This window comes from Lysobacter olei, assembly GCF_054777355.1.
The window spans coordinates 103,550-129,915 of sequence record NZ_BAAHAT010000001.1 but is presented as its reverse complement, the minus strand read 5'-3'; the positions used below and the strand labels follow the sequence as shown (position 1 = coordinate 129,915).

The 26,366-nt window shown below is 66.9% G+C and carries 23 protein-coding genes; 6 read left to right on the top strand and 17 right to left on the bottom strand.

Annotation, left to right across the window (positions count from 1 at the left end; translation table 11 throughout):
• Positions 1 to 10 precede the first annotated feature (10 nt).
• The 9 genes from ACYVBS_RS00660 to ACYVBS_RS00620 form a co-directional block, all read right to left on the bottom strand.
• Positions 11 to 1,726, bottom strand: a complete 1,716-nt coding sequence (locus ACYVBS_RS00660) for a response regulator (protein WP_460821143.1) — start codon at positions 1,724 to 1,726, stop codon at positions 11 to 13.
• Complete coding sequence (locus tag ACYVBS_RS00655) at positions 1,711 to 7,083, bottom strand: HAMP domain-containing protein (protein WP_460821142.1); 5,373 nt, start codon at positions 7,081 to 7,083, stop codon at positions 1,711 to 1,713. The genes ACYVBS_RS00660 and ACYVBS_RS00655 overlap by 16 nt, the downstream gene beginning before the upstream one ends.
• Before the next feature lie 262 nt (positions 7,084 to 7,345).
• Positions 7,346 to 9,043 (bottom strand): histidine kinase, encoded by a 1,698-nt coding sequence (locus ACYVBS_RS00650; protein WP_460821141.1) that lies wholly within the window; start codon positions 9,041 to 9,043, stop codon positions 7,346 to 7,348.
• Positions 9,044 to 9,137: 94 nt separating this feature from the next.
• A complete protein-coding gene (locus ACYVBS_RS00645; RefSeq protein WP_460821140.1) occupies positions 9,138 to 11,150 on the bottom strand; it encodes a M2 family metallopeptidase in 2,013 nt (670 codons plus the stop codon).
• A gap of 175 nt (positions 11,151 to 11,325) precedes the next feature.
• Positions 11,326 to 11,811, bottom strand: coding sequence for a hypothetical protein (locus ACYVBS_RS00640; protein ID WP_460821139.1), 486 nt, complete (start codon positions 11,809 to 11,811; stop codon positions 11,326 to 11,328).
• 38 nt (positions 11,812 to 11,849) lie between these two features.
• On the bottom strand, positions 11,850 to 12,110 hold the full coding sequence (gene minE / locus ACYVBS_RS00635) for a cell division topological specificity factor MinE (protein WP_460821138.1): 261 nt from the start codon (positions 12,108 to 12,110) through the stop codon (positions 11,850 to 11,852).
• A 3-nt stretch (positions 12,111 to 12,113) separates the two neighbouring features.
• A complete protein-coding gene (gene minD, locus ACYVBS_RS00630; RefSeq protein WP_460821137.1) occupies positions 12,114 to 12,923 on the bottom strand; it encodes a septum site-determining protein MinD in 810 nt (269 codons plus the stop codon).
• 25 nt (positions 12,924 to 12,948) lie between these two features.
• Positions 12,949 to 13,728, bottom strand: coding sequence for a septum site-determining protein MinC (gene minC / locus ACYVBS_RS00625; RefSeq protein ID WP_460821136.1), 780 nt, complete (start codon positions 13,726 to 13,728; stop codon positions 12,949 to 12,951).
• The gene (locus tag ACYVBS_RS00620; protein ID WP_460821135.1) at positions 13,725 to 14,324 is read right to left on the bottom strand and encodes a GNAT family N-acetyltransferase; all 600 of its coding nucleotides are present in this window, start codon (positions 14,322 to 14,324) and stop codon (positions 13,725 to 13,727) included. The genes minC and ACYVBS_RS00620 overlap by 4 nt, the downstream gene beginning before the upstream one ends.
• Before the next feature lie 175 nt (positions 14,325 to 14,499).
• On the opposite strand from ACYVBS_RS00620, the gene ACYVBS_RS00615 reads away from it, so the two are divergent.
• The 5 genes from ACYVBS_RS00615 to ACYVBS_RS00595 all read left to right on the top strand — a co-directional run bounded on the left by ACYVBS_RS00615 (position 14,500) and on the right by ACYVBS_RS00595 (position 18,751).
• Positions 14,500 to 15,714: a sensor histidine kinase gene (locus ACYVBS_RS00615; protein WP_460821134.1), complete on the top strand. Its 1,215-nt coding sequence runs from the start codon at positions 14,500 to 14,502 to the stop codon at positions 15,712 to 15,714.
• Positions 15,711 to 16,352, top strand: coding sequence for a response regulator (locus ACYVBS_RS00610; protein ID WP_460821133.1), 642 nt, complete (start codon positions 15,711 to 15,713; stop codon positions 16,350 to 16,352). Before ACYVBS_RS00615 ends, ACYVBS_RS00610 begins: the two co-directional genes overlap by 4 nt.
• A 137-nt stretch (positions 16,353 to 16,489) precedes the next feature.
• Positions 16,490 to 17,554 (top strand): SRPBCC family protein, encoded by a 1,065-nt coding sequence (locus ACYVBS_RS00605; RefSeq protein ID WP_460821132.1) that lies wholly within the window; start codon positions 16,490 to 16,492, stop codon positions 17,552 to 17,554.
• Positions 17,555 to 17,677: 123 nt separating this feature from the next.
• Positions 17,678 to 18,067, top strand: coding sequence for a DUF423 domain-containing protein (locus ACYVBS_RS00600; RefSeq protein ID WP_460821131.1), 390 nt, complete (start codon positions 17,678 to 17,680; stop codon positions 18,065 to 18,067).
• Between the two features lie 9 nt (positions 18,068 to 18,076).
• The gene (locus ACYVBS_RS00595; RefSeq protein ID WP_460821129.1) at positions 18,077 to 18,751 is read left to right on the top strand and encodes a DNA-3-methyladenine glycosylase family protein; all 675 of its coding nucleotides are present in this window, start codon (positions 18,077 to 18,079) and stop codon (positions 18,749 to 18,751) included.
• 35 nt (positions 18,752 to 18,786) lie between these two features.
• Here ACYVBS_RS00595 and ACYVBS_RS00590 read toward each other — a convergent pair whose 3' ends face one another.
• The 8 genes from ACYVBS_RS00590 to ACYVBS_RS00555 all read right to left on the bottom strand — a co-directional run bounded on the left by ACYVBS_RS00590 (position 18,787) and on the right by ACYVBS_RS00555 (position 24,974).
• Positions 18,787 to 19,839 (bottom strand): acyltransferase family protein, encoded by a 1,053-nt coding sequence (locus tag ACYVBS_RS00590; RefSeq protein WP_460821128.1) that lies wholly within the window; start codon positions 19,837 to 19,839, stop codon positions 18,787 to 18,789.
• Entirely contained in the window at positions 19,836 to 20,651 is an 816-nt protein-coding gene (locus tag ACYVBS_RS00585; protein ID WP_460821126.1) for a M15 family metallopeptidase, read from the bottom strand. The genes ACYVBS_RS00590 and ACYVBS_RS00585 overlap by 4 nt, the downstream gene beginning before the upstream one ends.
• A gap of 31 nt (positions 20,652 to 20,682) precedes the next feature.
• Entirely contained in the window at positions 20,683 to 21,177 is a 495-nt protein-coding gene (locus tag ACYVBS_RS00580) for a PH domain-containing protein (RefSeq protein WP_460821125.1), read from the bottom strand.
• A gap of 87 nt (positions 21,178 to 21,264) precedes the next feature.
• Positions 21,265 to 22,629: an alpha/beta hydrolase gene (locus tag ACYVBS_RS00575; RefSeq protein WP_460821123.1), complete on the bottom strand. Its 1,365-nt coding sequence runs from the start codon at positions 22,627 to 22,629 to the stop codon at positions 21,265 to 21,267.
• A 38-nt stretch (positions 22,630 to 22,667) separates the two neighbouring features.
• Positions 22,668 to 22,847 carry a DUF4177 domain-containing protein gene (locus tag ACYVBS_RS00570; protein WP_460821122.1) on the bottom strand — a complete coding sequence of 60 codons (180 nt, stop codon included), beginning with the start codon at positions 22,845 to 22,847 and terminating at the stop codon, positions 22,668 to 22,670.
• Entirely contained in the window at positions 22,844 to 23,035 is a 192-nt protein-coding gene (locus ACYVBS_RS00565) for a type II toxin-antitoxin system antitoxin (RefSeq protein WP_460821121.1), read from the bottom strand. Before ACYVBS_RS00565 ends, ACYVBS_RS00570 begins: the two co-directional genes overlap by 4 nt.
• Positions 23,036 to 23,117: 82 nt before the next feature.
• Positions 23,118 to 23,978: an SPFH domain-containing protein gene (locus ACYVBS_RS00560; protein ID WP_460821119.1), complete on the bottom strand. Its 861-nt coding sequence runs from the start codon at positions 23,976 to 23,978 to the stop codon at positions 23,118 to 23,120.
• A gap of 90 nt (positions 23,979 to 24,068) precedes the next feature.
• Positions 24,069 to 24,974 (bottom strand): hypothetical protein, encoded by a 906-nt coding sequence (locus tag ACYVBS_RS00555; protein ID WP_460821117.1) that lies wholly within the window; start codon positions 24,972 to 24,974, stop codon positions 24,069 to 24,071.
• A gap of 183 nt (positions 24,975 to 25,157) precedes the next feature.
• Here ACYVBS_RS00555 and purT point away from each other — a divergent pair, with 183 nt between their 5' ends.
• A complete protein-coding gene (gene purT / locus ACYVBS_RS00550; RefSeq protein ID WP_460821115.1) occupies positions 25,158 to 26,357 on the top strand; it encodes a formate-dependent phosphoribosylglycinamide formyltransferase in 1,200 nt (399 codons plus the stop codon).
• The last annotated feature ends 9 nt before the right edge of the window (positions 26,358 to 26,366 follow it).

The window sequence follows — 26,366 nt, the reverse complement described above, 5'->3', positions numbered from 1 at the left end:
AAAATTGGGCTCATTCAGGCAAGGGCTGTCCGGCAAGGATCCGGCGGATGGCGTCAACGTCGGGTGGTTTCACCACATGCGCCTCGAAACCGGCCTCCTGGGTGCGGGCGCGGTCCTCGGGTTGGCCCCAGCCGGTGATGGCCACCAGGCGCACGGCGTCGCCATGACGCTCGCGCAGGGCACGGGCGACGTCATAGCCGCTGCGGCCGGGCATGCCGATGTCCAGGAAGACCACGGATGGCGCATGCGCCTCCACCGCCGCTTCGACGGATTGCGGGTCGTAAAGCGCGGTGGCGTCCTGTCCCAGCACGCGCAGCATCATCGCCAGCGTATCGGCGGAGTCGCGGTTGTCGTCCACCACCAGCACGCGCTGCTTCGGGGGGCGTGCGATCGGGGGCGGTGCCGGGGGCGCGGCCCTGGGGGCTGCGGCGGCCAGCGGCAGGCGCACTTCGAACGTGGTGCCTTGGCCGGGGCCGGGGCTGGTCACGCTGACCTGGCCGCCGTGCATTTCGGTGAGCTGGCGCACCAGCGTCAAACCGATGCCCAGTCCCCCGCGCGTGCGCTCCACGCCCGTGTCCACCTGACGGAAGAGTTCGAACACCGTGTCGAGCTGGTCCGCACTCAACCCGATGCCCTTGTCGCTGATGCGCACGGTGGCGGTGCCGTCGTCGCGGTGGGCCTCCAGGTGGATTTCCCCGCCTTCGTCGGAGTACTTGGCGGCGTTGTTGAGCACGTTGGCGAATACCTGGGCCAGGCGCTCGGGGTCGGCATGCAGCGGCAACGGCTCGGAGGGCAGCGCTGACGTGAACCGGTGGTGGCCGGCCGCGATGGCCGGTGTCGCGATCTCGATGGCGGTGGCCAGCACGTCGGCCAATGCGGTATCGCGGGGTCGCAGCACCAACTTGCCTCGCGTGACACGGGCCACGTCGAGCAGGTCGTCGATCAGCCGCACCAGGTGGTGCATCTGGCGCTCCATGGTGTCCTGCAGCAGGTCGTCGCGCCCGTCCAGCTCCATGCGCTTGATCGACAGCGCGTTCTGGAGCGGCGCCAGCGGATTGCGCAGTTCGTGGGCCAACGTGGCCAGGAATTCATCCTTGCGCTGGTCGGCTTCGCGCAGCTGCTGCTCCATGCGCTGGCGCTCCGCTACTTCCACCTGGAGCTCGGCGTTGCGCATGGCCAGCGCGTCATTGGCTTCGCGCAGCGACTGGTTGAGCGTCTCGAGCTGCGCGGCCTTCTCGCGTTGCAGGGCCTGGTTGTCGGCCGCCAGGCTCTCGTTGAGGGCCTGCAATTCCCGGCGCTTGCGGTGCAGTTCGGCCAGCACTTCGACCTTGCTGCGCAGGATCTCCGGGATGACCGGCACCATCACGTAGTCGACCGCGCCCAGCTTGTAGCCACGCAGGCGGTCCATGTCGGTGACGTTGACCGCGGTCACGAAGATGATCGGGGTCTTTTCGAAGCGCGGGTGCTGGTGGATCAGGCTGGCGGTTTCAAAGCCGTCCATCTCCGGCATGTTCACGTCGAGCAGGATCACGGCGAAATCGTCATCCATCAGCCGCTTGAGCGCTTCGACGCCGGAGTTGACCGACACCAGCGTTTCGTTCAGTGGCTCGAGAATTGCGCGGTACGTCAGCAACCGTCCCGGCTGGTCATCGACCAGCAGGATCTTCACCGGGGCCTGGGGCGTCGCCGTGTCGCCCGCGTCGACGTGGCTCAGCGATGCAGCCATTGACGCAGCACTCCCAGCAATTGGTCGGTGACAACCGGTTTGGCGAGGTAGTCGGAGGCACCAGCTTCAAGGCATTTTTCCCGGTCGCCCGACATGGCCTTCGCGGTCAGCGCCACGATGGGCAGTGCGCGCAGGTCGGGGTTGCGGCGGATCTCGCGCATGGTGTCGTACCCGTCCATGCCCGGCATCATGATGTCCATCAGGACCAGGTCGATGTCGCCATCCTGCGTCACCTTGTCGATTGCCTCCTGGCCATTACCGGCGCTCACCACGTGCATGCCGTGCCGCTCCAGCACGCTGGAGAGCGCGAAGATGTTGCGCACGTCATCGTCCACGACCAGCACGCGTTTGTCGGTCAGGGCTTCGTCGGAATCGTGCAGGCGCTGCACCATCTTCTGCTTGCCGGGTGGCAGGTCGGCGATGACGCGGTGGAGGAACAACGCGGTCTCGTCCAATAGACGCTCGGGCGATTCGACACCCTTGATCACGACGCTGCGGGCGGCCTTGCGCAGGCGGCGGTCCTCGTCTGCGGTCAAGTCCTTGCCGGTGAACACGACGATCGGGAGATCATGCAGTTGCGGCTGCGCCTGGATCTTGTCGATCAGTTCAAAACCGTCCATGTCAGGCAGGCGCAGGTCCAGGACGGCGCAGTCATAGTGGCCGTGGACCAGGCGATCGAGCGCTTCCGTGCCGGTGCCGACGGTGTCCACCGAGATGTCGTCATGGCGGACCAGTTCCTCGATGCTCAAGCGCTCGCCGGCATCGTCTTCCACGACCAGCAGCTTCTTGACCCGGGGCAGGGTGAACTGACGGATGCGCTCCAGGGCCGCGCTGATGGTCTCCGGCGTGGCCGGTTTGGCCAGGTACGAGAACGCACCGCGCTCGATGCCCTGATGCCGCTCTTCCTCAACGGTGACGATCTGCACCGGGATGTGGCGTGTGCTGGAGTCCTGCTTGAGTTTGGCCAGCACCGTCCAGCCCAGCATGTCGGGCAGGAAGATGTCGAGGGAGATCGCGGTGGGATGGTAGTCGCGCACGAGTTGCAGCGCCTCGGCGCCGCTATGGGCGACCAGCACGCGAAAGCCGCTATTGCGCGCAAGGTCCCTAAGCACCGTGGCGTAGCGCGTGTCGTCCTCGACGATCAGCAGCGTTGGCTCGCCCTGGGTGACGAATTCGCGATCATCCGGCACCGCTTCGCGCGGGGGCGCAGGCGGCAGCTCCGGAAGGGGCGACGAAGCCTGTGCATTGGCTGCGCGCACGCTGTGCGTGTGGTCCGCGCCGACGTAGTTCAGGGGCAAGTACAGGGTGAAGGTGCTGCCTTCGCCGACCTTGCTGGTCAGCGTCAGCTCACCCCCAAGCAGCCCGGCAATTTCGCGGCTGATGGCCAGGCCCAGGCCGGTGCCGCCGTACTTGCGCGACGTGCCCGCATCCGCCTGCTGGAACGCCTCGAACACGATCTTCTGTTTTTCCGGCGAGATGCCGATGCCGGTGTCGATGACCTCGAATGCGACCACCATCGGTACCTGCGACAGGATGTTGTGGTCGGGGTGCCAGCCCCGCGTGGCTGGATAGGCGCGCAAACGCACGCTGCCATGGTCGGTGAACTTGAAGGCATTCGACAGCAGGTTCTTCAGGATCTGCTGCAGGCGTTTGGGATCGGTGCTGAGTGAGTTGCCCAGGGCCGGGTCGATCTCCACGCTGAAGTCGAGCTGGCGTCGTTCGGCTTCGTGGCGGAAGCCGCGCACGAGGTTTTCGCGCAGGTGCGAGAACCGGAGTTCCTCGCTTTCGACCGTGACCGTGCCGGACTCGATCTTGGACAGATCGAGGATGTCGCTGATCAGGTGCAGCAGGTCGGTGCCGGCGGCATGGATGGTCTTCGCGAATTCGATCTGGCGGTTGGTGAGGTTGCTTTCGGGGTTCTCCGCCAGCTGCTGGCCCAGGATGAGGATCGAATTGAGCGGCGTGCGCAGCTCGTGCGACATGTTGGCCAAGAACTCGGACTTGTAGCGCGAGGTAAGCGCCAGCTCCGCGGCCTTCTCCTCCAGTGCACGGCGGGCGTGCTCGATCTGCAGGTTCTTCTGCTCCACCTCGGCCTTCTGTTCGGCCAGCAGGGTGGCCTTGAGCGCGATCTCCTCGTTGGTCTGCTGCAGCTCGGTCTGCTGCGACTGCAGTTCCTTGGCGAGCTGCTGCGACTGGGCCAGCAGGTGCTCCGTGCGCATCGTGGCTTCGATGGTGTTGAGCACGATGCCGATGCTGCCGGAGAGCTGTTCAAGGAACGCCCGCTGCGAGCGCGTGAATTCGCCCAGCGAGGCCAACTCGAGGACCGCCTTCACCTGGTCCTCGAAGAGCACGGGGAGCACGATGACGCTGCGCGGCACGGCGCTGAGCAAGCCGGACTCGATCTGCACCGTGCCGGGCGGCACGTCATTCACGAGGATCAGGCGGCCCTCGGCGGCGCACTGCCCAATCAGTCCCTCACCGATTCGCAGTGTGCGTTGCGCGGGCGAACTGGCGGCGTCCGCGTAGCCTGCGAGTTGGCGCAGGTAAGGGGTGTGCGAACCACCGTCGCCTTCGACCACGTACATCACGCCCTGCTGGGCGTTGACCAGCGGTGCGAGTTCGGAGAGCAGCATGCGGCCCAGCGTGATCATGTCGCGCTGGCCTTGCATCATGTCGCTGAAACGGGCGAGGTTGGATTTCAACCAGTCCTGTTCGCGCCCGCTCTCGGTGGTGGCGCGCAGGGTGCCGATCATGAGGTTCATGTTGTCCTTGAGGTCGGACAACTCGCCGCGGACGTCGACCGTGATGGAGCGTGTGAGGTCGCCCTGCGTCACCGCCGTGGCCACCTCGGCGATCGCGCGCACCTGCGTGGTGAGGTTGGCGGCCAGCTGGTTCACGTTGGCGGTGAGGTCTTTCCAGATGCCGGCGGTACCCGGCACGTTGGCCTGCCCGCCCAGGCGGCCTTCCACGCCCACTTCACGCGCCACCGACGTCACCTGGTCCGCGAAAATGGCCAGCGTGTCGGTCATCGAGTTGATGGTGTCGGCCAGTGCGGCAATTTCGCCCTTGGCCTCCACCGTCAGCTTCTGGTGCAGGTCGCCGTTGGCCACCGCGGTCACCACCTTGGCGATGCCGCGCACCTGGGTGGTGAGGTTGGTCGCCATCGAGTTGACGTTGTCGGTGAGGTCCTTCCAGGTACCCGCGACGCCAGGCACGCGTGCCTGGCCGCCCAGCTTGCCCTCGGTACCGACCTCGCGCGCCACACGCGTCACTTCCGCCGCGAAGCCGTTGAGCTGGTCCACCATCGTGTTGAGGGTGTTCTTCAGCTCCAGGATCTCGCCCTTGGCGTCCACGGCGATCTTGCGCGACAGGTCGCCGCGCGCCACCGCGGTGGCCACTTCGGCGATGTTGCGCACCTGCGTGGTGAGGTTGGACGCCATCGAGTTGACGTTGTCCGTCAGGTCGCGCCAGGTGCCTGCCGCACCGGGCACTTCGGCCTGGCCGCCGAGCTTGCCCTCGGTACCCACCTCGCGCGCCACGCGCGTCACTTCCGAGGCGAAACCGTTGAGCTGGTCCACCATCGTGTTGATGGTGTCCTTGAGCTCCAGGATCTCGCCCTTTACGTCCACGCCGATCTTGCGCGACAGGTCGCCCTTCGCCACCGCGGTGGTCACCTCGGCGATGTTGCGGACCTGCGCGGTCAGGTTGGAGGCCATCTGGTTGACGGAGTCGGTCAAGTCCTTCCAGGTGCCGGCCACGCCCGGGACCTCGGCCTGGCCGCCAAGACGGCCTTCGGTGCCGACTTCGCGCGCCACGCGCGTCACCTCGGAAGCGAAGCCGTTGAGCTGGTCCACGAGCATGTTGATCGTGCTCTTCAGCTCCTGGATCTCGCCGCGCACGTCCACCGTGATCTTGCGCGACAGGTCGCCCTTGGCCACGGCGGTGGTGACCTCGGCGATCGCGCGCACCTGCGTGGTCAGGTTGGACGCCATCGCGTTGACCGAGTCGGTCAGATCCTTCCACGTGCCGTCCACGCCGGGCACCACGGCCTGGCCACCGAGGCGGCCCTCGGTGCCCACTTCGCGCGCCACGCGCGTCACTTCCGCGGCAAAGCCGTTGAGCTGGTCCACCATGGTGTTGATGGTGTTCTTCAGCTCCAGGATCTCGCCGCGCACGTCCACGGTGATCTTGCGGGAGAGGTCTCCGCGCGCCACGGCCGTGGTCACGTCGGCGATGTTGCGCACCTGAAGCGTGAGGTTGGAGGCCATCGAATTGACGTGGTCGGTGAGGTCCTTCCACGTGCCGGCCACGTCGGGCACCTGTGCCTGGCCGCCGAGGCGACCTTCTGTACCCACTTCACGCGCCACGCGCGTCACTTCCGAGGCGAAGCCGTTGAGCTGGTCCACCATCGTGTTGATGGTGTCCTTCAGTTCGAGGATCTCGCCGCGCACGTCCACCGTGATCTTGCGAGAAAGGTCGCCCTTGGCCACCGCGGTGGTCACCTCGGCGATGTTGCGCACCTGGCTGGTGAGGTTGGATGCGAGTGAATTGACGGAGTCGGTCAGGTCTTTCCAGGTGCCGGCCACGCCGGGCACGATGGCCTGGCCGCCCAGCTTGCCTTCGGTGCCCACCTCGCGGGCCACGCGGGTCACTTCCGAGGCGAAGCCACGCAGCTGGTCCACCATCGTGTTGATGGCTTCCTTCAGTTGCAGAATTTCGCCGCGCACGTCCACGGTGATCTTGCGCGACAGGTCGCCGTTGGCCACGGCAATGGTCACTTCGGCGATGTTGCGGACCTGGGCCGTCAGGTTGGACGCCATCTGGTTGACCGACTCGGTCAACTCGCGCCACACACCGGACACGCCCTTCACCTTGGCCTGGCCACCGAGCAGGCCGGCCGTGCCCACTTCCAGCGCCACGCGTGTGACCTCGGAACTGAACTCGCCCATCTGGTCGATCATGCGATTGACGATCGTGGCCGAACGCAGGAACTCGCCCTGCAGCGGACGACCGTTTGATTCCAGCGGGACTGTGCGGGTGAGGTCTCCCTTGGCCACGCCGGCGATCGCCTCGGTGATCGTTTCCACTGGGCGCAGCAGGTCGTCGACGAGTTCGTTGACCGAGTGCTCCATCCCGCCCCACGCGCCTTCGCGGTGGTTAAGCGCAATGCGTTGCCGGGTCTGGCCTTCGCGGCCGACCTTCTGGCCTACCCGGTCGAGTTCCGCGGCCAGGCGACGGTTCGCCAGCGCGATGTCATTGAAGGCCTCCGCCAGCTTGCCCTCGATCCCGTCCCAGTGCGCGGGGAGTTGCACCGAAAAGTCGCCCCGCCGCACCGCCTGCATGGCGGCGAGGATCATCGGCAACGGATCCTGCGGGGGCTGGGAAGCGGTGCTGCGGGGCCGCGTTGCGCGGCGGGGTGTGGCGGTTTGAGTCACAGACGTCCCCTGGATACAACACGGTTGTTCAGGGACGTGAAATTACGCGGGTGGTCGTGAGGGCGGCGTTGACGCCGCGTGATGCGATGCTTGTCGATGCGTGCGAAAAAGTGCGACCCGCGTCACTTAATTTAACGATTCCGTGGTGCCCACACGTGCGTCCAGCGCCCGTTTCAACGCCCCGTCAGGCCGCCACCTGCAGGAGCAAGGCATGGATCCGCGAACCCGGTCGGAGGTCGGCCACGTGCAGGCTGCCGCCCAGCGCCAAGACGCGGTCCCGCATGTTGGTCAGGCCTCGTCCTTGCAGGAAGCAGTCCGCGCCGCCGATGCCGTCGTCGCGGACGTCAATGAACAGCCACAGCATGCCGCGCCGCGTGTCTGCCCGCAGGCGGACACTGCACTGCGATGCTTGCGCGTGGCGCACGACGTTGGTCACGGCTTCCTGCACCAGCCGGTATGCCGCGATCAGCTGCGTGTCGTTGAAGGCTCCGAGGAGCCGGGCATCCCCTTCAAGCACGGTTTCGAACTCAAGGCCCGCATCCTCGGCCAGTCGCCGTACCGCACCGCGTTCAATGGCCGCATAGAGCCCCATCTGGTCCAGGGCGGCCGGGCGCAACGACTCCAGCACCCCGGAAATGTTTTGGCGCATGGCATCGGTCAGATGGAACAACGGAGCAAGCGCCGGGCGACCCGTAGCCTCGACGTCGCGTTCGGCCACTTTCAGATGCGTCTGCAAGGCGGTGAGGTTCTGTCCGAACTCATCGTGGAGCTCACTGGCCAGCCGCCGGCGCTCGCGTTCTTCGGTATACAGGTTGCGCGCGGCGGCCAGGTACAGGTCGCGCGCGAGCTGGTCGCTGCGTTCACGTGCCTCCCGCAGCGTTTCGGCCTGCTGCCGGAATGTGTCCATGCTTGCGCCGAGCAACAGCCCCATCATGCCGGTGATGCCCAGGTAGGCCTGCATGCGAATCGGGTTGTAGGCCGGCTGGCCCAAGTGGTCCTCCATTGCAATGACCGCACTGGTGGCCAACGTGGACAGCAACGCGCCGCGCCAGCCGTGCCGCATCGCAAACACGACGGTCGCGACCAGCAGCACCACGCGCAGCAGTTCCGACAGATTGCTGCCCGGGACCCGCAGCGCGACCAGCAGGTAGAGCGCCACCGCCGGCAACAGCCATTGCAGCCCGCCCCGCAGGATGCGCGCCGATCCCCGCCGGTGCTCGGCCGAAGCCAGCCAGGGCACTAAGGGGGCGATCAGCAGGATCGCGAGGGACGTGCCCAGCGCGTGGCTGATGGTGAAGGAGCCCAGGATCGCTGCATCGTCGGGTCCGCCGAGTGCGACGTAGTCGCCGCGCACGCTGCCGCGGATGTCGCCGACGCGGCCTTCGGACACCACGAAGGCCAGGTCCTTTGCCGCCACCATCAGGCCTGAAACGAGGCTGCCCAGCACCAGCGATACAAATCGCTCCGGGGGCATGGGGCCATCAGGAGGCAACGACAGCCGTCGCACCACCAGCACGCCGGACATGACGAGGCACGGCTCCAAGAGGTTGCCGAGCACGTATTGCAGCGGCCCCGGCCAGTAGCCCAGGAAGCCGTCCACGATGTCCCCCGTGTGCAGCGCGACCAGGGCGCCATTCACGTGCCGGGCGCCGATCGTGGCAACGCACAACCATGGCCACCAGCGCCGTGGCAGCCACCATTGCGCGGCGAAAAGCACGCCGTTGGCGACCATCCAATGGAAGAAACCGACCTGCATCAGGACCAGGTAAAGCGCGCCCATGCCGACGAAGACGGCAAGGCCATACCCCCAGTAGCGGGGATCGGAAGTGGGGGTCTGGTGCCAGGCAGGATCCGTCGTGGCCGGGCGGGGCATTCGCGTCATGCGCCTAGCCTAGCGTGGACCCGCACGGCCGTGGTTGGCCCCAGAAACGCGGAGGGCCGGCACAGGGCCGGCCCTCCGGTACGACACAGGGTGATCACCCCTGCTTGGCGGGCGCGGCCGGAGCCGGCGTGACTGCCTTCGCCGGTGCCACGGTCGTGGCGGTGGCAGAAGCCTGCCAGCCGCAGGTACGGCCTTCGTTCTGCTGCTTCAGCCAGTCCTGCAGCGGCGCGAAGTATTCCAGCACCGCCGAGGCGTCCATCTTCTCGCCGCCGGTCAGCTCCTTCATCGTCTTCTGCCACGGCTGGCTGGCGCCCTTGGCCAGCATCGCCTGGAAGCGCTTGCCCGCCTCCGGGTTGCCATAGAAAGAGCACTCGTGCAGCGGGCCCTTGTAGCCGGCCGCATCGCACAGCGACTTGTAGAACTGGAACTGCAGCACGTGCGCCAGGAAGTAGCGGGTGTAGGGCGTGTTACCCGGCACGTGGTACTTGGCGCCCGGATCGAAGAAGTCCTCGCCGCGCGCGGAGGCCGGCGCCACGCCCTGGTACTTGGCCTTCAGCTCCCACCACGCCTTGTTGTAGTCGCCCGGCTTGATCGAGCCGTCGAACACGCCCCAGCGCCAGCGGTCGATCATCAGGCCGAACGGCAGGAACGACACCTTGGCCAGCGCCATGCGCATCTGCGCGTTGACCAGCGCTTCGTTGCTCTGCTGCTGCTCGCCCACCAGGCCAATCGACTGCAGGTACTTGGGCGTCATCGACAGCACGATGGTGTCGCCGATGGCCTCGTGGAAGCCATCGTGCGCGCCCTGCTGGAACAGCGGCGGCAGCTTGTTGTAGGCCGTGTAGTAATACACGTGGCCCAGCTCGTGGTAGATGGTGGTGAAGTCTTCCTCGTTTGGCTTGATGCACATCTTGGTGCGCACGTCGCCGGTCATGTTCATGTCCCACGCGCTGGCGTGGCAGACCACGTCACGGTCACGCGGCTTGATGAACTGGGTCTTGGTCCAGTAGCTCTCCGGCAGCTTCGGCATGCCGAGGGACGTGTAGAAGTCCTGCGCGCGCTCGGTCATCGAGCGGGCGACCGCCGTCTGCGCCGCGTGCTCGATCTCCGCCAGGTCGGTCGGCGAGCGTTCGCCGGGGCGCTTGGCCAGCTCGGCGTCGTAGGCGGTGCGGTACTGCGCGGCCAGCGCGCTGGTGATGTCCAGGCTGCCGGCGTTGGGGTAGGGCGCCAGGATGTCCCACAGGTTGCCCCAGTCCTGCTGCCACATGTTGCCCATCAGGTGCGCGGGCAGCATGCCGCCAGCCGCGTGGCCCTTGTCGGCGCCGTACTTGGCGTCCAGGCGCGTACCGGCATAGCAGTGCAACTGTTCGTACAGCGGCTTCACCTGGCCCCACAGGCGGTCCGTTTCCGCGGCGATTTCGGTCGGGGTCATGTCGTAGCCCGAACGCCACATCTCGCCGGCGTCGGCGAAGCCCATTTCCTTGGCGCCTTCGTTCACCAGCTCGACGAAGCGGGTGTAGTCCTTGCGCATCGGCTGGGCAATGGTGTGCCAGCCCTGCCACGCGTCCAGCTGCGCGTTGTAGTCACGGCTGTTGCGGAGCACGTCCTCCAGCTCGCCCAGCTGACGGCACTGCTTGGCCTCGCCTTCTCCGGTGCAGTAGGTGCCTGCGCCGTACATGCCTTCCATCTTCGTGGCGATCTTGGTCAGCTCGGCCAGCTTGGCCGGGTCCTTCGGTGCCGGCATGGCGGTCGCCAGCTTCAGCAGGTGGATGGCGCGCGCGGTCTCCGGCGACATCTCCTTGCCTTCGTACTGGCGCGCCTGCTCGATCCAGCTGTTGAGCTGGGTCAGGTAACGCTCGTTGGCCTTCGCCGACAGCAGCTGGCTGTCGTCATTGATGTAGGTCGAGGACAGCCACTGCGCGGCGGTCAGCTCGGGGTACATGGCGAGGTACTCGGCATTGACCCGGGCGATGAACTGGTCGGCGGTCTCGCCGGCCGGCGCGGTGGAGGCGGTGCCGGTGGCGGGCGTGGGCTCCTTCTTGCAGCCGGCCATGCCAAGCACGGCGGCGGTGACGCCCAGTGCGAGCAGCGTACGGATCGGGGTCATGCGCATGGTTCCTCAGGGTGCGGGCGCGCGGAGGCGCTGGTCCGCGAAGGCTAGTGGGCGCCGGAGGGTGGCGCAAGTCGCGGCGCGGCAGGGATGGTCGGCATGGCCCCTGACGGACCAAACGGATCTCCGCCCCGGTTCCTCGCGTGAAGACCCGCTATCCGGGCGTCGCGGATCAGGCGCCGGACGGCAGGCGGGCGCGACGCGTCTCGCAGTCGGCAAGGCCGCGTTCGTGCAGCCAAGCCCATGCCGCGTGGGCGTCTTCGTGGAAGTACGCCGACGCCGAGCCCAACCGGAAGGTGTAGCCCCATCCGTCCATGTCGGCCAGCACGCGCTCGCGGCCGACGCCGGGCAATTCATCGCCCAGAAGCGCCTGCAGCACGCACACCGCATCTTCCTCTTCGATGGAGTCGGTGGCATCGGTGTGTACCTGCGCCCGCTTCTCGGGCGGCAGCACGATCAGGTGGCAGGCCTCGTGCAACAGCGAGTGCACCGGGGTGTCACCGCGCGCATAAACCTGCGTGCCGATGATTCCTGCCTCGCATTCGCCCCAGTAGCTGCCAGGAATGGCGTCGCCATCCGGGACGCGGTTCAGCGCCAGGCCATAGCGGGCGAGCAGGGCGGTGGGCGCCTCGAAGCCAATGTCGGCGAGGGTCAGCATCGTGGAACGGGCGGCGGTCGTGGCCGCCGCCGAATCGATCAGGCCTGCGCCACGTTCTCGGGCAACTCGATCGAGATGTCCAGCACGTCGTAGTCGCCGTGCTTTTCCTTGGAGACCTTGATCGCGTCTTCCGGCACGTGCACGTACTTGCGGATCACCTCGAGGATCTCCTGCCGCATGCGCGGCAGGTAGTCCGGCGCGCCGGCCGAACCGCGCTGTTCGGCGATGATGACCTGCAGCCGGTTCTTGGCGGCGCTGGCGGACTGTTGCCTGGGCTTGAGGAAATCAAAGATACCCACGGATCAACCTCCGAAAATCTTGCTGAGGAAACCCTTCTTCTCGACGGTGGTGAAGCGCATCGGACGGTTGTCGCCCAACAGGCGGGCCACCGCGTCGTCGTAGGCCTGCGCGGCGTCGGACGTGGTTTCCAGGATGACCGGCTCGCCCTTGTTGGAGGCGTTGAGCACGTCGCCGGATTCGGGGATGACGCCGATGGTCTTGAGACCCAGGATTTCCTCGACGTCGGCGATGCTGAGCATCTCGCCGGTTTCCACGCGCTTGGGGCTGTAGCGGGTCAGCAGCAGGTGTTCCTTGATGCGTTCGCCGTTCTCGGCCCTGCGGGTCTTGGACGAGAGCAGGCCCAGGATGCGGTCGGAGTCGCGCACCGAGGATACTTCCGGGTTCACCACCACCACGGCCTGGTCGGCGTAGTACATCGCCAGGAACGCACCCTTCTCGATGCCGGCAGGCGAGTCGCACAGGATGTAGTCGAAACCGTCGTCGGCCAGGTCCTTGAGCACCTTCTCCACGCCTTCCTTGGTCAGCGCGTCCTTGTCGCGCGTCTGCGACGCGGCCAGCACGAACAGGTTCTCGAAGCGCTTGTCCTTGATCAGCGCCTGCTTCAGCGAAGCCTCGCCGTTGACGACATTGACGAAGTCGTACACCACGCGGCGCTCGCAGCCCATGATCAGGTCGAGGTTGCGCAGGCCCACGTCGAAATCGATGACGGCGACCTTGTGTCCGCGGCGCGCGAGGCCACAGGCGATGCTGGCGCTGCTGGTGGTCTTGCCGACGCCGCCTTTGCCCGACGTGACTACGATGATTTCGGCCAAGTGATGTTCCTCCGGTGGTGCGGCGTCAATCCAACGCCGCGAGTTTGAGTTGCCCGTCTTCGAGCCAGACCTGCACAGCCTTGCCGTACAGGTCCTTGGGAATGTCGTCCAAAACCTTGTAATGCCCGGCCACGGCGACGAGTTCCGCATGGAACTCGCGGCAGAAGATCCGCGCCTTGTCGTTGCCCTGTGCCCCGGCGAGCGCGCGACCGCGCAGCGGGCCATAGATGTGCACCGAGCCGTCGGCGATCACTTCCGCACCCGCACCCACGGTGCTGAGCACGGTGAGGTCGCGGTTGTCGGCATAGACCTGCTGGCCCGAGCGCACCGGTGCAGCATGCATCAAGCCGGGCTGGCCTGCATGGGGGGCGGGCGCGGTGCGCGCTGGCTGCGGCTCGGGATCGGGCGCCCGGCGCGAGGGCGCGGGGGGCTCGACGGCCGCCGCGGCCTCGCCTTCGGCGCGTTCGTACTGTGCGCGGAACTTGGCCAGAAGCGGCAGGCCCAGCGATTCGGCCAGGCGCTCGGTTTCGCTGGTGCCGTACGCGATGGCCACCGGCAGCACACCGGCCTCGCGCAGGCCGTCGATCAGGGCCTGGACCGTTGACGCCAGCGGAACCTGGGTCAGTCCGCCAAAGTCCAGCACCACCGCGGCGCGCTGGAACAGCTTGGGCGCGCGCTGCACCCGGCTGCGCATCTCCTCGACCAGGCGCGGCACGTCCAGCGTCCGGATGCGCAGGTTGGCGATGCCCACCTGGCCGATCTTGAGTTCACCTGCCTGTTCGTAATCGAATACGTTTGCACTCATGGGCACGTCCCCGTGAGCCGGCGGTCGGCGGCCGCACTGCGGGGCTGGGTGATCCAGGGCTCATGGGGAAGGGCGTCGCCGTAGGTGTCGCGCACCCAGGCGTAGCTGCACAGGGGTTTCATCAGCATCGCGGCGCGCACGCCCGTTTCCTCCATGACGTGCTGGCCAACTTCGCGGAACCCGAAGCTGCCATGGAACAGCAGCACCGGGTCGTTGGTGCCTTCGAGGAACACCTCGCAGGCCATCTGCGGGTAACGCAGTTCGGCGTAGCTCTGGGCGTCGGCATAGAACGCCCGGCCCACGCCGCCGCCGCGGCGGCGGCTGGCCACCACGATGCGGTCGATGTAGAAGAACTCGGGGTACCGTTCGCGGAACCAGCGGAAATTGCTGCTGTCGTGGTTCGCGTGGCTGCCAAAGCCGATCAGGAAGCCGGCCAGGGTGCCATCGCGCTCGGCGACGCGGAAGTACTCGGCATTCTCATAGAGGTGACGGAGTCTTGCGGCATCCAGCGGCAGGATCGCGGGTCCGGCGGCGTTGTTCAGTGCTAGGACGGAATCCAGCTCGTGCTCGCGCACGTCGCGGACGACGATCGACATTCCGGGCTCCAGTGTTTCGTGGGGCGGGGCGATGTGGCAGCCCACCGCCGGCGATTATCGCATGGTCGCTGGCGACGGGCGACCCGGCCCGGATGGCGCCAGGGGGGAATATTTCCCCGTTCAGGCATGACTTTCGGGCGGCACGGCGTACCCTGGATGCCGCTACGATGCGGACATGCTCGCCCGCCTGAACCATTCCCGACTGCTGCGCTACGCCGGCCTCTTCACCTGGGCCATGGTGGGCTGGTGGCTGTTGTCCGTCTGGCTGGACCCCGCCTTCTTCTCGCCCGAACTGGCCGAGCCGGGTGAGCCGGTGTTCGATCCCCGGGGTCGGGTGTTGCGCTGGGTGGCTGCCTATTTGGCCTTCGGCGGCGTGTACTGGTGGATGACCCGGTCGCTGGGACAGCGGGTCTCCGGCTACGTCGACCACCTGCTGCTGCTGGTGCTGACCGTCTGCGCCATCGCCGTGGGTTTCTTCTCGGGCTCGGGCCTGGGCAGCGCGCTGCTGATGGTCATGGCCGGCCTCCTTCCCTGGCTGCTCACCCTGCGCGTGGCGATCGTGTGGTTGGTGGCGAGCAACCTCGCCATCATCCCCGTATTCGTCGAAGCACTGGATTTCCCGCTGCTGATCGCGGTGATCCAGTCGATGCTCTACATGGGCTTTTCCAGCTTCGTGTTCGTCACCGCGCTGGTGGCCAAGCAGCAGGCCGAGGCCCGCGAGGACCAGCGCCGCCTCAATGCCGAACTGCGCGCCACCCGCCTGCTGCTGGCCGAAAGCGCGCGCATCAACGAGCGCACCCGCATCTCCCGCGAATTGCACGACCTGCTGGGCCACCACCTCACCGCGCTGAGCCTGAACCTGGAGGTCGCCGGGCACCTGTCGGAAGGGCGGGTCAAGGAGCACGTCCAGCAGGCCCACACCCTGGCGCGCTTGCTGCTGACCGACGTCCGCGAGGCCGTCAGCACCCTGCGCGAGAGCGGCGCCATCGACCTGTCCGCTGCGCTGCGGCCACTGGCCGAGAATGTGCCGGCGCTGGACATCCACATGGACATCGAGTCTCCGCTGACCCTGGACGATCCGGAGCGCGCCCACGTACTGCTGCGCTGCACCCAGGAAATCATCACCAATACCGTGCGCCACTCCGGTGCGCGCCATCTGTGGATCGAAGCGCGTCGCAACGACGGCTGCGTGCAGATCAAGTCCCGCGACGACGGGCGCGGCGCCGATGCGCTGGTCGCGGGCAATGGCCTGCGCGGCATGCGCGAGCGCTTGGCCCAATACGGTGGCACGATCGAAATTGAAACCCGGCCCGGGGCAGGCTTCCGCCTGGACCTCCGGTTGCCGGCCTCGGCGACGCAGGTCGCTGCCTGTGAAGGAGTCAGTGGATGATTCGCGTGTATTTGGTGGACGACCAGACCCTGGTGCGGCAGGGCGTGCGCTCGCTGCTCGCGCTGGCCGATGGCATCGAGGTGATCGGCGAAGCCAGCGATGGCAAGCAGGCGGTGGAAGTGATTCCCCAGGCCAAGCCCGACGTGGTGCTGATGGACATGCGCATGCCGGTGATGTCCGGCCTGGAGGCATTGCAGGCGCTGGCGCGGCTTGGGCAGCTGCCGCCAACCATCATCCTCACCACCTTCGACGACGACCAGCTGGTGCTGGCCGGCCTGAAGGCAGGTGCGAAGGGCTACCTGCTCAAGGACGTGTCGCTGGAGCAACTGGTGGGCGCCATCCAGACCGTGGCCGACGGCGGCTCGCTGGTGCAGCCGGCCATGACGCAGCGGCTGCTGTCGGGGCTGGAGCACATGCGCAATGAGTTCGTCAGCTTGGACCGTCCGGACCCGCTGACCGAGCGCGAGACCGAGATCCTGCGGCTGATGGCCGGGGGCTTCTCCAACAAGGAGATCGCCAATTCGCTGGGCGTGGCGGAGGGCACGATCAAGAACCACGTGTCCAACATTCTCAGCAAGCTGGGCGTACGGGACCGTACGCGCGCCGTGCTCAAGGCGTTCGAGCTGCAACTGGTGTGATTTGCCAGCAGGGCCGGCCCGCCGGATGGAACGTGAACCGGCGCCGCACTCTGGCATCTCGCCTCGCCGGCCCGCGCTTGATACGATGGCAGGTCTGTGCCCAGACCCGCCCCGGGCAACGGCCCTGGAGAACCTGAATGACCCGTCTGCTTGAGATTCTGATTTCGCTGGCGATCGTCGCCGCGCTGTTCCTGATTGTCGGCATCGTGCTGCCGTCGAGCCGCCACCTTGAGCATTCGGTGGAAACCAACCGCAAGATGACGATCGTGTATGACACGCTCAACAGCTTGCGCCGCTTCAAGGACTGGAACCCGCTGGTGCTGCGCGATCCGGCCGTGAAGCTGTCGCTGTCCGGCCCGGAAGCCGGCGTCGGCGCCCGCCTGGACTACGAGTCGCAGGAGCGCGGCATCGGCAACGGCAGCTGGACCCTGGTCGAGAGCGAAAAGAACAAGCGCATCGCCTATGACCTCGAGACCGTCGAGCCGGGCCGCAACAAGCGCATGGAGTTCCTGCTGCAGCCGACCGGCCGCAACAACCGCAACGTGCAGATCACCCAGACCTTCGACATCGACTACGGCTGGAACCTGCTGGGCCGCTACGCCGGCATGTACGTCAGCAGCAACGTCGGCGAAGACATCAAGATGGGCCTGGCTCGCCTCGGCAACATGCTGGCGACCGTTCCCAACTACGACTACAACGAGTTGGCGAAGACCGACCCGGCGGCCGCTCCGAAGCTGGCTGATCGCGGCGCTGAGAATGTCCTTGTCGTGACTGCCGCCGTCGAGCGCAACAACGAGAAGGTCCAGTCCACCATGAACAACAACATGCAGTGGATCAGCAAGGTGATGGCTGCCAATGGCCTTGAGGCTGCAGGCCCGGTCCGCATCGTGACCAACGAGTTCGGCTCGCAGACCTACTCGTTCGACGTGGTGCAGCCGGTCCGCAAGGCCGGTGCCACTGGCAAGCTGGACATCAAGATCGAAGGCCCGGTGACCACGAACTACACCGAGCCGACCAAGATCGCCGTGACCCGCTTCAAGGGCCACATGGCCAACTTGAACCGTATCCGCGACGCGCTGCGTGGCTGGGCGATGACCCGCGGCTACGAGACCACCGAGCGTCCGTACGAGAACTGGATCGGCGGCCTGGACAAGGGCTTCACCGAGGAAGGCGAGTTCGAAGTGGTCTGGGCGGTCAAGTAAGCCCAACCCTCCGGCTTCCGGAATCAGAACGCGCCGCGCACTCCGCGGCGCGTTTTGTTTTGGGCGACGGAAAGTGCGCGCCACTTGTTATCGTGGCAGGAGAATTCATCGGGAGTGGACGCGATGCACGCAAACCGGAACGCGGCGATGGCGCCAGCGCGCGTGGTGGCAGGCCGTTGGCTGGCCGCCGCGGGGGGCGTGATGGCGGCCTTGGCCGTGGGGCTCGCGGCTTACGCCTCGCATGGAGCCGACGGCGAGATGCAGTCGCGGCTGCAGTCGGCGGCCCTGTTTCTGTTCGGTCACGGTGTGGCGCTAGCGGCTTTGGCCCCGCTCGCAGCCGGGCGCCTGTGGCGGGTGCTGGCATTGTCCGGATTGCTGCTCGGAACGCTGCTGTTTTCGGGCAGTCTGATCCTGCACGTCTTCCTGCAGTGGCCTACGGCGCTGGCCCCCATGGGCGGCACCGTGATGATGGCGAGCTGGCTGGCCTGGGCCATAGCGGCCGTCCGACAGTGAGGTTAGGGCATGGCGCGCATTGCTCGCGGATTTGATACCGAGGCCGCGTTCGAACACCTGGCGCGGCGCGACCGCAAACTGGGCGCGTGGATGCGGCGCATGGGGCCGATTCCGGCCGATCCGCGCTGGCGCAAACCGTTCGACCCGGTGGATGCGCTCGCGCGCGCCATCCTGTACCAGCAACTGAGCGGCAAGGCCGCCGCGACCATCGTCGCGCGCGTCGAGGCTGCCATCGACAGTGACCGTTTCCACTGCGACACCCTGACGCGGTGCGATGACGCCACGATCCGTGCCTGCGGTGTGTCGGGCAACAAGCTGCTGGCCTTGCGTGACCTTGCGTTGCGCGAATCGCGTGGCGAGATACCCGACCTGCGCCGCATGGCCACGATGGACAACGCCGCCATCATTGCCTCACTGGTGCCGGTACGCGGCATCGGCCGCTGGACGGTGGAGATGATGCTGATGTTCCGCCTCGGTCGCCCGGACGTGCTGCCGGTGGATGACCTGGGCATCCGCAAGGGCGCGCAGGCCGTGGATCGGCGCGATGAAATGCTGAAGCCGAAGGAGTTGGCCGAGCGTGGCGAGAAGTGGGGCCCGTACCGCACCTACGCGAGCCTGTACCTGTGGCGCATCGCGGATGCGGGCGTGAACCCCCAGGCGCCGGTCAAGCGTTCACAGGAATGAGGCGTGTCTCGGGTCGCCCCGCGGTGACAGGCCGGCTATAGGGGCGTGTCCGTGGCCGGCAGTGGGGCGCTTGTCGAAGGGCTGCGTCGCTTGAGCGCAAGGGCGGGCGCTTCGATCCAACGCCAGGATGCTCCCGCGCATGCCAGCGCAATCATGGTGGCAAGGAAGATGTTGCTGGCAACGCCCGTGGCTCCCGCCATAAATGCGAGCTGTTGCGCAGGCCAGCCGTACAAATACAGGCCGTAGGAAAGGTCGGTGCGGCGGATAATCGCTCGTTGGCCGAGAAACGCGAGCCAGAACGTGCCATACGCGACCAGGACGAAGTAGGTGGGTATGAATGCAACACTGCCGCGCGTCACTGCGGTCAAGGCCAGCAGCACCACAACTGCCCCGCCATGCAGCCGCACCCTGGATCGCATTACCCAGAGCAGGGTGCCGGTGATGAAGAACGAAGTCACCCACAACAAGTAGATCAGGTGTTCCGGCAGTGGGGCCGATCGCCACGCGTATGCCGCGGCGCCACCCAGGGCCAATGCCCATGCGGGCAGGTAGCGGCGTGGGGTAAGCATTCCAAGCAGGCCCGCCACAAGTAGGCACACGTACAGGCGGGCTTCGATCGGTAGCGTCCAGAGCGAGCCATTGATGGCCGTGCGCGGTAGCGCCTCAAACACCCCTGGCAGCCAGAATTCCGCACGCCAGAGGGTAATGTTGGAGAGGAGGTAGCGCCATGTGGTGTGATCGCCCCAGTACTTCGGCGCGGTGGTGAGCAGCGGTGCCATCAGGAACACCGTGAGCGCGACGCACACAATCAGCGCAGGGTAGATCCGTAGCGCGCGGGCAAGCACGAAGTCACGTACGGTGTGCCGCGACAGGCTGGCGGCGACCAGAAAGCCACTGATGACGAAAAACACGTCCACGGCCAACGCCCCTGCCGTACGCATGCCCGTCAATTGGCCCAGCAAATCACTGCCCGGTGCCCCGGTGATGGGCCAGGCGTGGCTGTAGATCACTAGCCAAGCAGCGATGAGACGGATGAGATGGAACTGGTTTGTGCCGCTGTCCCAGGCAATGCCGATTGTGCGTGTCATTTCGTCGTGTCGTGTGGGCGCCATGCCCAATGCCAGGGTTCGTAAACGATGCCGTGGGGATTATCGCGCGGATAACTCATCTGGAAACCGTAGGCCCCGGCCTGGCTGCGTAGCCAGGCAAACGCGGCGGTGTGTTCGAACGATTCCTCGGCGGGGGGCTCGCCGGGCGCGCCAATGTCGAGCGCCAGCCCGGAGTGGTGCTCGCTGAAGCCCGGCGCGGCGTTGACGTTGAGGATTTCCTCCACCGACAGGCCGCGGGCGCGTTTGCGTTCGAAGATGCCGAGCTGGTAGTCGTGGCTGCGGTAGCCCGAGATCGCCTCGAGCACCACGCCATCGCGCAGCGCGCCGTCACGCAGGTGCGACCACGCGCGCGCAGCGTCGTTGTGCAGCCACAGCGGGCGGCGGTAGCGGTCAAAGCCGGCGAAGGCCAGCCAGTCCGGTTCGGCCACCAGTGACAAGCCGGTGCGATCCGCATAGCTCTCCTCGGCCAACCCCAACTGGTCCAGCCGCTCATGCAGGCGATCCAGCGGCAGCGTCCGGACGTGCTCCAGGCCGGGGCGGCGGTGCATGACCTCCGACTCCATGGCGTCGAGGGCCGCACCCAGGCCGGGTTCCAGCCGCAACTGCCAGACCAGCGGTTGCAGGCCTTCGGGCAGGTCGGCCGCCAAGTAGCGGCCGTCGCGCTTGCGGCGCAGAACATGCCGCGCCCGCGCGATGGCCCTCGCGTCGTGGTTTCCGCGCGCCTTGAGCAGGCGGGCCGGCCAGATCTCGATGTCCGGCGTGTTGATCAGGCGTAGGGGGAGGCCGCGCATGCAGGCAGGGTAGACCCGGGCAGGTTCCAAGTCACGTGTGTCGGACGTCCGGCCGGGGGACTTGGCGTAGCGCATCCAGCAGCGACTCTGGCCGTTCCAGCGACAGGAGCAGCGACTTGCCTGAGCGCATGGGCAGCCACAGAACCCGCCGGTGCGAGGTCAGCAGGCAGAAGCCACTGCTAAGGTCACGCAGCCGGAACCAGCCGGCCTGGTAGCCGGGCAAGGCCATGCCGAACGTCTTCAGCACCGGCCTGTATTCGATACGCTCGTCCAGGTCCACGATGCGCGCATTCCCCAGCTCGAGTTCCGAGGCATCGACGCGATGACTGAACATGGCGGCCTTCACCCGCAAGGAGCGTCCGTCGAGCTCCACTGCTCGCCGGCCCAGTCCCCAGAACGCGAGCGCGGCAACGGCAGCAATCATCACGAGGCCAAAGGCGAGGGCGGGCATCGCCGCCGCCTGATCGCTTTTGGCCAGTCCCGGCGACATCGTCGCGACGATGATTCCGGCCGGGATGGCCAGCAACCCAGCGAGCAACCAGCGGGCGTGGGACGGCGGTGGGGGCACGGCAAACGTAGGTGTCATCGGGGAACCCCGTTCATGTCGTTCCGGTCAGGGCCGGTGGATCCACCCGGCGATGTCGTCGATGAGTTGCGGCTCCACGTTGCCTGCAACGAAATACTCCTCGACATTTCCGGGTCCAGTCCCGGCGATGCCGAGGTGGTTGAGCCCCGGGTAAAGGCGAAGTCGTGCATTCGGTGTCTGCGAGAGTTCGCGCTGCCAGCGCTGCCAGTCCGCGTCGACTACTTGAATGTCCCGGCCACCGTGGAGCACCAGGAGGGGAAGGTCGAGTGCCTTCGCATCCGCGACAGGGTCGATACGCTCAAGGCTGCGCCAGTAGCCTGCGGGCAGCCCCAGTGGGGTTTCGCGCGCAGCGACGTCGGTCACCGTGCGAATCCGATGCACGCGCGCCTGGAGGTCATCCAGGGCCGCTTGCTCCTGTGCATTGACTGAGCCGTCGCGGTTGGCAAGCCGTTGGTTCTGCTCAAGCAGCAGGTCGAGCACGGAGCGCGCCGGGGCCGCCATCAGCACCGCACCGGCAACCTGGCCGGACTGGCCCGCGATGCGCGGGGCCAGCATGCCGCCCAAGCTGTGCCCGAGCACGAAGACCCGTTTGCGGTCGATGGCGTCCACCGCGCGCAGCGACGCAATCGCGTCGACGGCATCGCGCGTCACCTCGTCATCCACGGTGAAGTCCGTGCCGGCCAGATCCTGCGGTCGCGCCTTGGTGCGTTTGTCATAGCGCAATACCGCGATGCCTTTCTCCGCAAGGCCGCGGGCAATGTCGAGGAATGGACGGTTGGGGCCGATGGTCTCGTCTCGGTCGTGCGGTCCAGAGCCATGCACCAGTACCACGGCCGGTACAGGGACCTTCGCGGACGCGCCCTTTGGCAACGTCAGGGTGGCGGGCAGGGCACGATCGCCGTTCCCCACGGTCATTTCGCGCTCGACATAGGCAGCCGAGGTCGTTGGGGCCGCGGCGGGCGGGGGTGCCGGCTGGACCAGGAAGCCAGCGATCTGGCCGTTGGCATCGGCGGTGACGCGGGCTACCAGGTGTGCCTTGGTAAAGGGCAGCGGCACGGACACCACGGTCATGTCGCCCTGGACGGTTGTGGCAGGGGTGCCCCGCGGGCCGGCCGGGCCCACGCTTTGGGCGAGGGACGCCCAGACCTGCTGCAGTTTGTTCGCCGGCACGGCGGCGCGCATCTCGGGCGAGAACAACGCCTCGGCCTGGGCGAAACGGCCTGCATCGAGATGGTCGAGCAAAGTGGTGGCCAGCGCGATGGCGCCCTGTGCGGGTCCTGCGGTGACCGGCGCGGTCGGCGCTTGCGAAGGGCCGGCCAGGACGGGCAGCAGCGCGCTGGCGCTCAGCAGGGCCACGAGCGCGGGCACGAGCCGCAATGAGGGACGGGTCATAACCACTCCTTGTCGTATGCCGGCACCGCCGGCAGCAGTCATGCCGGTTTCTTGAAGAACAGCCTGGCGTAGTCGGTCAGCGTGGGAACCTGCACCACGCTCACCAGTTCCCAGCCGTCTTCGCCGAGGCGGTCGAGTTCGGCCTGCAGGCGCTCGGGCATGGTTTCGAACATGCGCGGCGGCAGATCCACCACGTGGTATTGCCAGCGTTGGGTCATGGGGTGTCCTCCTCCTGCTCGGGTGTGGGGTGCGTGGGGCCAGGCAGGCGCCCGGCCTTGCGGAGCGCGTCGCGCAGTACATATTCGATCTGGGCGTTGAGGCTGCGCAGTTCGTCGTCGGCCCAGCGCTGCGCCGCCGCGAGGATCTCGCCGTTGATGCGCAGCGGATAGGCTTTCTTCTCGGCCATGTCAGTCCTGGCGACGGCGGGCCATACCCACGCCGATGGCGATGGTCAGCACGATGATCAGCGTGGCGATCATGGCGCGACCTCAGTACAGCGTGCCGGCGTTGACGATGGGCTGGGTGGCCCGCTCGCCGCACAGCACCACCAGCAGGTTGCTGACCATGGCGGCCTTGCGCTCTTCGTCCAACTGCACGGTGCCCTTCTTCTCAAGCTCGGCGAGCGCCATTTCGACCATGCCGACTGCGCCGGCGACGATGCGCGTGCGCGCCGCAATGATGGCGTTGGCCTGCTGGCGCTGCAGCATGGCCTGGGCGATTTCCGGTGCGTAGGCGAGGTGGCTGATGCGCGCGTCGATCACCTGCACACCGGCATCGGCGAGGCGTTCGGCCAGTTCGCTCTGAAGGTGGGCGCTGATTTCGGTGGCGTGGCTGCGCAGGGCCAACTGGCCTTCCTCGTGCTGGTCGTAGGGGTAGCTGGTGGCCATGGCGCGCAACGCCGACTCGGACTGGATGTGCACGAAGCTTTCGTAGTCGTCGACGTTGTAGACGGCCTCGGCGCTGTCGACCACCTGCCAGACGATGACGGCGGCGATCTCGATGGGGCTGCCATCCAGCTCGTTGACCTTGAGCTTGCCGCTTTCGAAGTTGCGCACGCGCAGGCTGACCTTGCGCTTGGCGAAGAAGGGATTGTTCCAGCGCAGGCCGTTGTCCTTGACCGTGCCCACGTACTTGCCGAACAGGCTCAGGACGGCGGCCTGGTTGGGTTCGACCATGTACAGCCCCGCGAGACCGAAGCCGGCTGCGGACGTGAGGAGCACGCCGCCGACAATCTGGACGGGACCGACCGCCGCACCGGTGATGACGATCCAGATACCGGCGAGCATGGCGGCGAGGAGGGCCAGCAGCATGGGAATGCCGGGGAGGGAACGAATGGGGTTCTCTTTCATGGCCGTGCTCCTTGAGTTTTCAGCAGTGTGATATCAATTTGATATCACGTCAACTGCCCCCTCTCACGAGCTCCAGTCCGCGGTGTGCCGCTATCGCCGAATCCGATACAAGGGCGCCGGCACGAATTCGCCCGTGGCGTAGACGGCTTGGCCATTGACAGACCAGCCCATCGCCTCGGCCTGCGGGAGCCATGGCAGGACCCGGATGTCAGGCGGCCGGGTGACCGACTGGCCCCAGCCCTGGGCTGGCAGCGCCGGGTAGAACAACAGGTATCGGTAAGTCATCACCGCCAGCATGCGGCCGTCGGGCGACACGTCCGCGGCGGTGACCTGGGCGTCGTAGCGGGCGCGCTGGGGTCGCTGGCGCAAATCCTCGGGCGTTGGCTTGGGAACGCCGGCCAGCCGGCCCAGCGGGCGGGCGGTCACCACGTCCTTGCCCGAGGGCCGCAGAGGCAGCGCGAACAATTCCGGCGGATGTCGCTTCTTCGACACCAGCAGGATCTGCCGGCGCCGCGTGTCGACGGCGACCGCCTCGCAATCGCGGGCGCCGTCGGGCCAGCGGAAGGCGATCGACCAGACCGGCGTCAGGCGTCCGTTCTCCAGGGCCTTGGGTTCTTCGATGACGTGCAGTTGCAGCGTGCGGCGCAAACCGCCGTTGTCGCCGGTATCCGCGATCAGGAGGTAGTTGCGGCCATCGAGCCGGAACGCAGCGATGTCCTCCCAATCCGTCTTGCTGACGCCTTCGACGCGGAAGGTGGCGCGGCGAAGTCCGTGCGTGCTGACGGCAAACAGCCTTGGCGGGTTGCCGCCATCGTCATGCAGCCACAACGTGCCAGGATGCCGCCGGGACGCCGCAAGGCCGCTGATTTCGTCCAACTGCGGATCGAGCAGGACGCCGGAAACGGCGGTGCGTGCGGGCGCTTCGTCCGCCGGTGCGCAGGCCGCCACCAGGGCCACGCACGACGCGAGGCCCAGCGATGACAGGATCGCGCGCATGCGCCGACATGCCCGCATGGGCGTGGGCGTGGCATGAGCTGCGCCCGGCAGGGCGCGCAACCCTGCAGTGGGGACGCGGAGCAATGGCATGGGCAGAGCATCGCATGGGTCCCTGGGGCGACCGCAACCGTGCGTTGATGGGCGGGCGGTACAATGCCGCCTCTGTCCACAGTTCCTGACGCCATGATCACGATCGGTACGCCGCTGTCCTCTTCCGCCTTCCGAGTGCTGCTGCTAGGGTCCGGCGAGCTGGGCAAGGAAGTGGTGATCGAGTTGCAGCGCTTCGGCGTGGAAGTGATCGCGGCCGACCGCTATGCCGATGCCCCGGCGATGCAGGTCGCCCACCGCAGCCATGTGCTGGACATGCTCGACGGCACCGCCATCCGTGAGCTGGTCGCCAAGGAGCGCCCGCACCTGATCGTGCCCGAGATCGAGGCCATCCACACCGAGACGCTGGTGCAGTTGGAGCAGGAATTCACCGGTCGCGGCAGCCACTGCCGCGTGATTCCGACGGCGCGGGCTGCGCGCCTGACGATGGACCGCGAAGGCATCCGGCGACTGGCGGCGGAGACGCTGGGCGTGCCGACCTCGCCCTACCGATTTGTCGATACGCGGGAGGAATACCTCGCCGCGATCGAAGCCGTGGGCCTGCCGTGCGTGGTCAAGCCGGTCATGTCCTCCTCGGGCAAGGGCCAGAGCCTGGTCCGCAGCGCCGATGCCATCGATGCCGCGTGGGACTATGCGCAGACGGGTGGCCGCGCCGGTGCGGGGCGCGCCATCGTCGAGGGCTTCGTCGATTTCGATTACGAGATCACCCTGCTGACTGTGCGCCATGCCGGTGGCACCACGTTCTGCGACCCGATCGGCCACCTGCAGCGGGACGGCGACTACCGCGAGAGCTGGCAGCCGCAGCCGATGTCGCCGTTGGCGCTGGAGCGTGCGCAGGAGATTTCGCGCAAGGTCACCGACGACCTCGGGGGCTGGGGCGTGTTTGGCGTCGAGCTGTTCGTGAAGGGTGACGACGTGTGGTTCAGCGAAGTGTCGCCGCGACCGCACGACACGGGGCTGGTGACGCTGGTGTCGCAGGACCTGAGTGAATTCGCGCTGCATGCGCGCGCAATCCTTGGCTTGCCGATCCCGGTGATCCGGCAGAAGGGGGCGGCGGCCTCGTGCGCAGTGCTGGCCGAGGGCTATGGCGTGCCGGTATTCAGCGGCGTGGACAAGGCATTGGCGCACGAAGACACGCAGTTGCGGCTGTTCGGCAAGCCACGCGTCGAGGGTTCGCGGCGTGTTGCCGTGACCCTTGCGTTGGGCGACGACGTGGACCGCGCGCGTGCCATTGCGCGTGACGCCGCGGCGGCGTTGCACATTGACCTGCGCTGAGCGGAGGCG